The organism is Enterococcus sp. 2STP, from assembly GCF_032465635.1.
Lineage (GTDB): Bacteria > Bacillota > Bacilli > Lactobacillales > Enterococcaceae > Enterococcus_B > Enterococcus_B lactis.
The window spans coordinates 42,419-52,658 of the sequence record NZ_JAWDJH010000003.1; the positions used below are offsets into that span (position 1 = coordinate 42,419).

Below are 10,240 nucleotides of genomic sequence, written 5' to 3' on the forward strand. Positions count from 1 at the left end.
AGGTAGTGGTGAAAGAGACGTTTAGCCTTATTGCCGATAGGCTGTCTCTTGAACACTGTTTATTCAGAATAAGGGACTGTGACAAAAGTCTTGTCGCAGTTCCCTTTTTTTGAATAAACGGTGTTCTCCTGCCAACTCCTCGGCCACAAGTCACAATATTCAACAAACATGAGAAGCTGTTTTTTGAAATTGCTCCTTGTGACTCGGAGCTAAACGGCAGGTTCACGACCTCTTTCTTAAACGGTGTTCAAAAGCTTGCATCTACGGCACTAAGCCCAATCAGATGAAAAATATGGAGTGCTATTTTTATCTGATTGTTCTTACTGCTTGATGCAGAGCAGCTTTTTCACGACCTCTTCCTTAAACGGTGTTCAATCAGCTGACCCTCGGCATTAGCTCAAAAAACGGCAAAATATGAGGAGCTATTTTTCCGTTTTTTTCTCTAATACTCAGGTCAAAACACTGATTTCACAACCTCTTCCTTAAACGGTGTTCAAAAGCTTGCATCTACGGCACTAAACCCAATCAGATGAAAAATATGGAAAGCTATTTTTCTCTGCTTGTTCTTACTGCTTGATGCAGAGCAGCTTTTTCACAACCTCCTACACGGTGTTCCAGAAGTAGCTTCTACGGAAATAAGCCGAAATTTCACAAAAATTTGAGAAGCAATTTTCGTAAATTCCTTCTTATTTCTTGAAGCTGACCACTTCTGTCACAACCTCTTATTTTGATTAGAACTTGCGAAAATAAACCGGTTAAAGTGTGTCTAGCGCAAGAGATTTGCTATAATAGACGATAAGGGTAAAATGTAACGAGAAGGGGTTGAAAAATGTGTATCAAATTGTAACAGATTCTTGTTGTGATCTGCCATACCATGTATTAGCAGAAGAAAAAATTGATTTTTTATCAATGAATCTCCAATTGAATGATCAAGAGTTAGTAGATGATCTCGGAAAGACATTCAATTATGACCGCTACATGAATCAGCTGAAAAATGGTGCGATGCCTACGACATCACAAATCAATGTTGGCCGATATTTAGAATTTTTCCGTTCTTATGCGGAAAAACAGATTCCTGTCTTATATGTGGCTTTTTCCAGTGGATTAAGCGGCTCTTACAGCAGTGCGCTTCAAGCTGTTGAATTACTGAAGGAAGAATATGAAGACCCTGAGATCTATGTTTTTGATACAAAAGCTGCAAGTATCGGGGAAGGGCTTTTAGTGTTGGAAGCTGCAAGATTGAAAAAAGAAGGGAAAAGTATCGAAGAAACCTTAGAGTGGCTGGAAAAAAATTATTTGAAAGTCCATTCATGGGTAACTGTAGACGATTTGAAGTATCTAGAACGAGGCGGTAGGATTTCCAAAGCAAGTGCTACTCTGGGCAGTCTATTGAGTGTAAAGCCTATTATTACGGTAGATAAAGAAGGAAGGCTGACGAATGTTGACAAAGTTCGCGGAAGGAACAAGTCGATCCAGACAATCGTCAATGAGACGGTAAAAACAATCGTTGCGCCACTTGATCAAATCGTTTATGTGGCTTACGCTGGGGATCTAGAGAGCGCGGAGAAGGCAAAACGGCTTTTGGAAGAGCAGATAAAGATGAAAGATGTGAAGCTTTATCCCTTAGGACCAACGATCGCCAGTCACACAGGCTATGGCTGTATCGCGATTTTTTCGATGGGAATCAGTCGATAAAAGCAGTAACTCATTCTGTAAAAAAGCCCAGGATTTGAATGTAACAAAAATAGCGACTCTTAAAAGATAGATGAGCATCCTATCTCTTAGAGGTCGCTGTTTTTTTGTTTTTTAAGCTAAATAGACCGTTACGCCCATAACTCATTCAATTGTTTTTGAATATCTGTGTTTTCCAAGAACTCATCATATGTCGTATCAGCCCGATCAATCACACCTTTATCTGAAACAGCAATGATCCGGTTTGCCAATGTTTGGATAAATTGATGGTCATGAGAGGCAAACAGGATCGAGCCAGTAAATGCCATCAAGCCATCATTCAATGCGGTGATTGATTCTAAGTCTAAATGGTTCGTTGGATCGTCTAATACAAGTACGTTAGCTTTCGAAAGCATCATTTTTGAGAGCATACAACGGACTTTCTCTCCACCAGATAAAACATTCACTGGTTTCAATACTTCTTCACCAGAAAAAAGCATTCTTCCTAAGAAACTTCTTAAGAAGGTGTTGTCATCTTCTTCTTTGCTTGCATATTGGCGCAACCAGTCTAAAATCGTTAGATCCGTGTCGAATTCTTTCGTTGTATCCTTTGGTAAATAAGAATGACTTGTTGTTACTCCCCAACGTACTGTTCCAGTATCTGGTATAATTTCACCCATTATAACTTTGAATAGCGTTGTTGTTGTTATATCATTTTCTGCGACAAAAGCAACCTTGTCTTCTTTGTTTAAATTAAAAGATATATCATCTAAGATTTTCTTTCCATCAATCGTTACACTTACATTTTCTACCTGCAATAAGTCGTTTCCGATCTCACGTTCAGGTTTGAATCCAACGAATGGGTAACGTCTAGAAGAAGGCTGGATATCGTCCAAAGTAATTTTTTCAAGCATTTTTTTACGTGAAGTTGCTTGTTTTGATTTTGATGCATTCGCACTAAAGCGAGCAATGAATTCTTGGAGCTCTTTGATTTGTTCTTCTTTTTTGGCATTTGCATTCGCTTGGAGTTTAGCCGCTAATTGACTAGATTCCAACCAAAAATCATAATTTCCTACATAAAGTTTGATTTTACCAAAATCCAGATCCGCCATATGTGTACATACTTTGTTCAAAAAGTGACGGTCATGGGAGACAACGATCACAGTATTTTCAAAATTGATCAAAAATTCTTCCAACCAATTGATCGATTGGATATCCAGACCGTTTGTTGGTTCGTCTAGTAAAAGAACATCAGGTTTACCAAATAGTGTTTGTGCTAACAACACTTTTACCTTTTGTCCGCCAGTCAATTCACTCATTTGCTGATGGTGCAATTCTTCAGGGATGTTCAGACCTTGCAGTAAAACAGCTGCTTCTGGTTCTGCTTCCCATCCATTAAGCTCAGCAAATTCTCCTTCTAATTCAGCTGCTCGAATACCATCTTCGTCAGTGAAATCTTCTTTCATGTAAATCGCATCTTTTTCTTTCATCACTTCATACAGACGCTTGTGCCCCATGATGACTGTTTCAAGTACAGTATAGTCTTCATAGTCGTAATGGTTCTGTTTCAATACGGCCATCCGTTCATCTGGTCCCATAGTAACGGAACCTGTGGAAGGCTGCAGATCCCCTGATAACACTTTAAGGAACGTTGATTTACCTGCACCATTTGCACCAATCAAGCCATAGCAGTTTCCGGGGGTAAATTTAATATTCACATCATCAAATAGTTTGCGGTCTGAAAAGTGCAAACTCACATCATTTACAGTAATCAATTTTTTTCCTCACTTTTATCATTATTAGTTTTTGACAAGTCTTATAGAATTATATAGGGGAAAGGTAAAAGATTCAAGGCAATCGAACATTCTTTGTGTTTCACGTGAAACAGAATGAAGAAAATAAACATAAAAGAGGAGTAGAAATAGCTGCTATAGGATTTTTTAGTTTGCAACAGCATAATTTTTGACGTTATTTATAAGAGGGAGTACTATAAAACTGTAAAAGAAATGAAAGAAGGATTGAAAATGGATGAAAAAAGAACCATCGACTGGGGCTCATTGATTTTGGGAATTTTATTTGTACTTGTCTCATTGTTATCATTTCAAGACCCTGTCGGAAATTTAGTTGCAATTGTAGTAGTCTTTGCGATTTTTGCCTTTATTAAAGGGATATTTGAACTATTTGTACGTAACAGATTAAAAGAGCTAACAGGATATAAAGGAAAGATGCCCTTAATAATCGGGATCATCGATATTCTAGTTGGCGTCTTTTTCTTATTCAATATTGGTGCAGGAGTCGCAGCATTACCTTTTGTTTTTGCAGTATGGTTTATTGCTGATTCAGTTTTAGCGTTATTTACTGCTGACTTGGCAAGAGGAGTAAGTGAAGGATATTATTGGTTTACGATCATCGTCAATATTTTAGGAATTTTATTAGGAATTTTCTTATTGTTTAATCCAATTTCTTCTGCGTTGACATTAAGCTTTTTAGTTGGGTTCTATTTTATGTTATTCGGCATCACACATATCGTCTATGCGTTTAGATAAGTGAAATCAAACAAATAAAAAAGCCAGTTTCCGGTAACAGTTTGACTGTTGCAATTGGTAGCTGGCTTTTTTATCATGGACAAATATGCACGAGGTAATCTTTAGGTGTCGAGACAAATTTATGCAAAAATGTGAAAAGCAATAGGCACAAATTTTATCTTATTACTCGAAGCATAGCGCAGTTGTCACAACCTCTTTTCATATAATTCATTCAATACTGGCAAATCATGGACTTCATATTTTTCTTTGAATGCTTGGATTTCTTCTTCAGAATATTTTCTTGGATCTAAATGAAGATCTTCTACTGGCAATGGACGCTTGTTATTGATTTTCACATCGATCACTACAGGACGGTCTGATTTTGCGGCTGCATCAAAGGCAAACCGAAGTTGCGAGTATTCTGTGACTGTAAAGCTTTTTGCACCGAGGGCTTCTCCAACTTTACCGAAATCTGCATCTTCTAAAAATACACCGAATTTCTTTTGTTCCGTATCTTCTTGTTCTGCTTCGATGAAACCAAAAGAATCATTAGAAAAAACAACATTGATAATTGGAAGCTGATATTTGACTTGTGTAATGATATCTTGCATGACCATAGCAAATCCGCCATCACCACTTAAGGTAAATACTTGTTTTTCTGGGTAGCTTAGTTGTGCGGCAATTCCTCCAGGCACACCATTACCCATAGTTGCGAACCATCCAGAGGTTGTATGTTTTTGTTTACCGTTCATATTTAATAAGCGAATAGAATGGATAGTCGTGTTACCGACATCTGTGACGAAAATCGCATCGTCTTCAGCAATCCGATTGATTTCTTTATAGACAGCCTCTGGTCGAATCGGTTCTTCCTCACGATCTTCAAAAGATTTCAACCAATTTACCCATTTTTCTTTATTTTCCTGATTTGCTAGGTACCAGCTATCAGCAGGACGAGCATCACCTAATTCGACCAGTCTTTGCAAAGCCGTGTTTGCATCACCGAGAATCGACAGAGATGTTTCATGGCGCCGTCCGAATTTTGACGCATCAATATCGATTTGGATAAATTCAGCAGTTGGATTAAAAAATGCACGTCCAAACGGGAAGTCGCTACCGACAAATAAGATCAGATCGGCTTCTGCCAATGCTTCATTTCCGGGTTTAGTAGCGACACGTCCAGCAAAACCAAGAAAGTTTTCATAATCATCAGGAATAATTCCTTTTGCTAGAACGGAAGCGACAATAGGAACTGAAAAATGTTCTGAGAATTCTTTGATTTGCGGAAATCCGTTTCGCGTTCCTTGACCAACATAAAGAACTGGTTTTTTTGCTTTTTCAAGATAAGGCAAAGCAGTCAGCAAATCTTTTTCTTCTGGTAATATCACACTTGTTTTGTGAGTGTGAGCAGTAGAGAAAGGTTGTTCATCAATTTCTTCAAAACCAAGATCAACAGGAATCGTCACGATAGCCACACCTTTATGCTCATAGGCGGCTTTAATGGCTTCATCTACGACATGTGGAAGACTTTGGGGCGTCATGACTGTACGATTGTATACGCTGACATCTGCGAAAATAGGATTTTCGTTTAATTCTTGGAAAGAGTTATAGTTCATGGATGTAGAAGCAACTTGTCCTAAGAACGCTACTAGAGGCACATGGTCCATCTGTGCATCATACAAACCATTGATCAAATGTGTCGCACCAGGTCCTGCAGAGCCGAAGACAGCGCCGACTTTCCCGGTTAATTTTGCATCTGCGGCTGCTGCTAGTGCACCGACTTCTTCATGACGGACTTGAATATATTTGATTTCGTTTTTTTCGTGATATAGCGCATCCATAATCGAATTGAAAGATCCTCCGGGAATACCATAAATATGGTCGATGCCCCAGCTTTCAAGAACTTTTACCATTGCGACTCCTGCATTGATTTTTGACATGGTGTTTCACTCCTTTAGCAATGATGATCCATAAATTTTTTGTATCTAGAGTATAGAACTTTTTATCGAAAATCCCAACTAATTCGTCTTTTCACAAAAATGTAGTCATGTTTTTGGGAATATGCTAGAGTAGTACATAAATAGATTCAAGAGAGGGGAATGGCATGGTTGAATGGCTATTGAGGCTTGATCCTTGGCAGCAAGCACTTGCTGGGACAGCTTTCACTTATTTTATGACAGCTCTTGGTGCCGGATTGGTTTTTTTCTTTAAAGAAATCAAAAAAGAAGTGCTAAATTTGATGTTAGGATTTGCTTCTGGTGTCATGATTGCTGCAAGTTTTTGGTCCTTGCTTGATCCAGCGATTACAAAAGCAGAAGAAAATGGAGATATTGCTTGGCTAGTTGTAAGTATTGGATTTGGTTTAGGTGGGGTGTTTTTATATATGGCAGATAAAACACTGCCCCATATGCATTTTGGACCGCAACATGAAGCAGAAGGATTGCCTACCCATCTAAAGCGGACAATCTTGCTTGTTTTTTCTATTACATTGCATAATGTTCCTGAAGGTTTAGCCGTAGGGGTAGCGTTCGGTGCAGCAGCAACTGCGGATAATCCGACAGCCGCTATATTAGCCGCTGTTTCGGTGGCGCTAGGTATTGGTATCCAAAACTTCCCAGAAGGAGCAGCTGTATCAATCCCATTGCGACAAGAAGGTCTGAGCCGTAAAAAGGCCTTTGTTTACGGACAAGCTTCTGGAATCGTTGAACCAATCGCTGGGGTGATTGGCGCACTACTAGTAACGAAAGTGGAGCTGCTGCTTCCTTATGCACTTGCTTTTGCTGCAGGAGCGATGATTTATGTCGTGGTGGAAGAATTGATTCCCGAAGCACAGCAGACATTGTCCAGCAAACGTCATTTTGCAGTTTTTGGTGTTATGAGCGGATTTATCATTATGATGATCTTGGATGTAGCATTAGGATAATTGGGAAAATTCATATATGATATATCAAATAGGGTCGCGAACTTATGTCGCGACCCTATTTTTAAGTAAGTTATATCATAACGGAGTGATCATGTGATTCATTAATAATAGTTTTTTCGATGTGTATTGCCTTTGATCCAACGAACGAGCCAGATGATAAGTGCGATTGGAATCAAAATTTTGACCGCAAACCATAAAAGGCCACTTACGACACTAACAAAAAGACTGATGACAAAGCTAGCGGCAATCAACACTAAAAGAACCATGAAGATATTTAAGAACATATTTTTTTGACGCATACAAAACCCTCCTCTTGTTCATTCTTTACTATAGAAAAAGTATAACAGGGATTCTCTAAAAACACCTCCAACTGCAGACTGATTTTTACTTCATCTGCTTAAATGATCAAACAATTGCTTTTTCCCTTGTTTATCATCTAAAATAGAGCGGAAAAGGAGGAGAATATCATGCCTAAAAATCGTCTTGAAGCATTTACAGATGCTGTAATCGCCATTATCATGACTATTTTAGTTTTAGAACTTCATGAACCTAACGGAGATACGTGGGAGGCGCTCGCTGCATTAGGTTACCGATTTTTTATCTATATTGTCAGTTTCATCATCTTAGCGATTTACTGGAACAATCATCATCATTTATTTCAAGTTGTACATAAGATAAATGGACGGGTCTTATGGGCGAACAGTTTCTTTATTTTTGCGCTTTCACTTTTTCCATTTGCCACTTCATGGATTAGTGAGTACATCAATAGTCTGGCTCCAGAAATGACTTATGGTTTTGTTACCTTGACCGCTAACATTGCGTATTATATCTTGGCAAAAGAACTTGTCAAAGCAAATAAGGGTCACGAGAAAGCATTGAAGACGATGCTGAATGATTACAAGAAATCATACTTATCGATTGGCTTGAATGTTTTAGGAATTGTCTTAGGCTATTTAGCAGCGCCAGTAGCCGTGCTGATCGCAAACATCGTGATTCTGGCTGCTTGGATCATCCCAAGCCGTACCATCGAATCACAATATCGGTAAAATGATCCTTGTTTAAAATTTAAGAGAAAAATATAGAAAAAATAATCAAACGATCAAATATCCGAGTGATACTAGTATTCAAAGAGGGATGCAGATGGATCAAAAAAGACTTCATGTAGGACTGATTACTAGTTTTGTCACGATGCTTATTTATTTGGATCAAGGTCATTTGACTTGGACAGTAGTTAGTGTCACGGTATTTTTGACATTATTCGCAGCAATAAAAAAATAAACATCTTTATGTAAGCTAATATTCTATCTATTTAATAAAAACATGTTTACAGCAGTATGATTCTGTTGTAAACATGTTTTTATTTGTGGAAAAAATTTTTAAAAAAGTGTATCGAAAAAAATCGTTAGTTTTTCCACAGTGGATAACTTTATGATAGCTAAAAAAACAATAGATTAGTTAAAGGAGGCATATAGATTTCTTTTGTCAGGGGATATACAATAGAAATGAATAAATATTAACGAGAATTCAGATGGGGTTAAAAAAGTAAATTCAGAAGAGTGAAAAATAACGAACCAACTATATTTTTAGTGTTATTTTATAGTTAAAAAATAACGATACACTTGTTTTGATTTCTCTGCTACTTCTAAAAACTGCTACTTTTTCCTTTGAAATGCCTTCAAAAAGTAGGATCAGGCAAAATCTACTGGCAGAAATCAAGGAAAAAGATACCTTCATAAGAGAGAAAAATGATAGAAAAGAAGAAAAATTATTTATAGAACAAGCTTTTTACAATAAATAGATATACCTATACGGGGTATAAAGAAGAACGAAAATTTCTCAATCGATTTAAGTGTCGAATAGGAAAATGTTAAGATATAAAGCATTTAAGCTAAAAAAATAATCATTTTTGTTTCAAATGTGTACTTAAATTATGAACGGCTTATGGTAATACTTGTTTTTCAAGGAAAAGGACATTTCATTAATAGAATTAATCTGAAAATAGACGTAACCGTTACTTTACTATTTTTTGATAAAAAAACAAAGGGAAACATATCCTGACTGCTTCAATGTGTAAGATGTACACTCCAAATGGTAGAGGTGAAAATCGATTTTTTTGAAAATCAATAATTGAATAAAAAAGGACTGTCATAGGTACACACTGGAATGTATCTGTGACGGTCCTTTTTTATGAACGATTTTATCGAAGACGGATAGTACGTGTCAAAAATAAAAAAGCTACGATTAGAAATAACAATAAAACGTACCCCAAAATAACGGCTAGGCGATCCAACTTATTTGTCGATAGGTGTTTGTTTAAAAGCTGATAGAACCATAATCCAATCAGACCTCCTGTTGTATTAGTAATTACATCAGTGATATCCGCTACGCCAATACCGAATAGGAATTGAATAAACTCTGCGAAGAAGCTTACAAGGAAAATGATCCCTAATTTTTTAGAAAAGGAAAGCCCTTTGAAATTGACATTCAAAAGCACCCCAAAAGGAAAAAAGACAATCAAGTTATAAGTGGTCTCGCGCAAAACCGTCGTATTTTCAAAAGAAAAAGTAGAAAAAGGGACGAGATTGACATTGCTGTAAGAATAAGTGAGAAATTGTGGAAGATTAAATGATAGCTTGAATAAAATCAACCATAATAGAAAGAATAAATAAATCCCTAATAAAAATTTTGATATATACCGCATAGACATCTCCTCCATCTAAAAAGTATACCATCGAAAACCGCTGAAAAATCATAAAAAAGTATGAAGTTTAAGGACCAACGTAGTTATGGTACGAAAATTAGAAGCTTTTTTTGTTGGGAATCCGGTTTCTTTTAAATGAGTTTAAAATGAGAAAACGTTCAAATATATAACTTAAGTAATTTTTATTCGTTCGCTTTTTCCTCTCAAAGATTATTTTTAATAATTATATAAACTACATGCATATATATATTATTTTTCGTATAAAAGTGGGATATGCTATACATAAAAAAATTATGGAAAGATAATTCTTTCAACGCTTTTTTCTTCGAATACATTCGTTTTACGCTTATTACATTAATGATATTTATTTTTTTATTTTCTTAATGATAAAAAGAAAAAGTTAGATAATTGCATATATAGTTA

9 protein-coding genes are annotated in these 10,240 nt (G+C 36.6%); 5 read left to right on the plus strand and 4 right to left on the minus strand.

Features of this window, described 5'->3' with window-relative positions; genetic code table 11:
• Nucleotides 1-831: 831 nt before the first annotated feature.
• Nucleotides 832-1,695, plus strand: a complete 864-nt coding sequence (locus RWU19_RS00655) for a DegV family protein (protein ID WP_002316532.1) — start codon at nucleotides 832-834, stop codon at nucleotides 1,693-1,695.
• A 128-nt stretch (nucleotides 1,696-1,823) separates the two neighbouring features.
• Here RWU19_RS00655 and RWU19_RS00660 read toward each other — a convergent pair whose 3' ends face one another.
• Nucleotides 1,824-3,446, minus strand: coding sequence for an ABC-F family ATP-binding cassette domain-containing protein (locus RWU19_RS00660; RefSeq protein ID WP_123838202.1), 1,623 nt, complete (start codon nucleotides 3,444-3,446; stop codon nucleotides 1,824-1,826).
• A 249-nt stretch (nucleotides 3,447-3,695) separates the two neighbouring features.
• On the opposite strand from RWU19_RS00660, the gene RWU19_RS00665 reads away from it, so the two are divergent.
• On the plus strand, nucleotides 3,696-4,217 hold the full coding sequence (locus RWU19_RS00665) for an HdeD family acid-resistance protein (protein WP_002309892.1): 522 nt from the start codon (nucleotides 3,696-3,698) through the stop codon (nucleotides 4,215-4,217).
• A gap of 185 nt (nucleotides 4,218-4,402) precedes the next feature.
• Here the strand turns inward: RWU19_RS00665 and spxB are convergent, their stop codons facing one another.
• A complete protein-coding gene (gene spxB, locus RWU19_RS00670) occupies nucleotides 4,403-6,133 on the minus strand; it encodes a pyruvate oxidase (RefSeq protein WP_002329771.1) in 1,731 nt (576 codons plus the stop codon).
• Nucleotides 6,134-6,297: 164 nt separating this feature from the next.
• Between spxB and RWU19_RS00675 the strand changes: the two genes are divergently transcribed.
• Complete coding sequence (locus RWU19_RS00675) at nucleotides 6,298-7,116, plus strand: ZIP family metal transporter (protein WP_002292643.1); 819 nt, start codon at nucleotides 6,298-6,300, stop codon at nucleotides 7,114-7,116.
• Between the two features lie 101 nt (nucleotides 7,117-7,217).
• Here RWU19_RS00675 and RWU19_RS00680 read toward each other — a convergent pair whose 3' ends face one another.
• Nucleotides 7,218-7,415: a hypothetical protein gene (locus RWU19_RS00680; RefSeq protein ID WP_002292644.1), complete on the minus strand. Its 198-nt coding sequence runs from the start codon at nucleotides 7,413-7,415 to the stop codon at nucleotides 7,218-7,220.
• 168 nt (nucleotides 7,416-7,583) lie between these two features.
• On the opposite strand from RWU19_RS00680, the gene RWU19_RS00685 reads away from it, so the two are divergent.
• Nucleotides 7,584-8,162 carry a TMEM175 family protein gene (locus RWU19_RS00685; protein WP_123838203.1) on the plus strand — a complete coding sequence of 193 codons (579 nt, stop codon included), beginning with the start codon at nucleotides 7,584-7,586 and terminating at the stop codon, nucleotides 8,160-8,162.
• Between the two features lie 94 nt (nucleotides 8,163-8,256).
• Nucleotides 8,257-8,394 (plus strand): hypothetical protein, encoded by a 138-nt coding sequence (locus RWU19_RS00690; RefSeq protein ID WP_002320647.1) that lies wholly within the window; start codon nucleotides 8,257-8,259, stop codon nucleotides 8,392-8,394.
• Nucleotides 8,395-9,313: 919 nt separating this feature from the next.
• Here the strand turns inward: RWU19_RS00690 and RWU19_RS00695 are convergent.
• Nucleotides 9,314-9,817 (minus strand): VanZ family protein, encoded by a 504-nt coding sequence (locus RWU19_RS00695; protein WP_123838204.1) that lies wholly within the window; start codon nucleotides 9,815-9,817, stop codon nucleotides 9,314-9,316.
• Nucleotides 9,818-10,240: the final 423 nt, after the last annotated feature.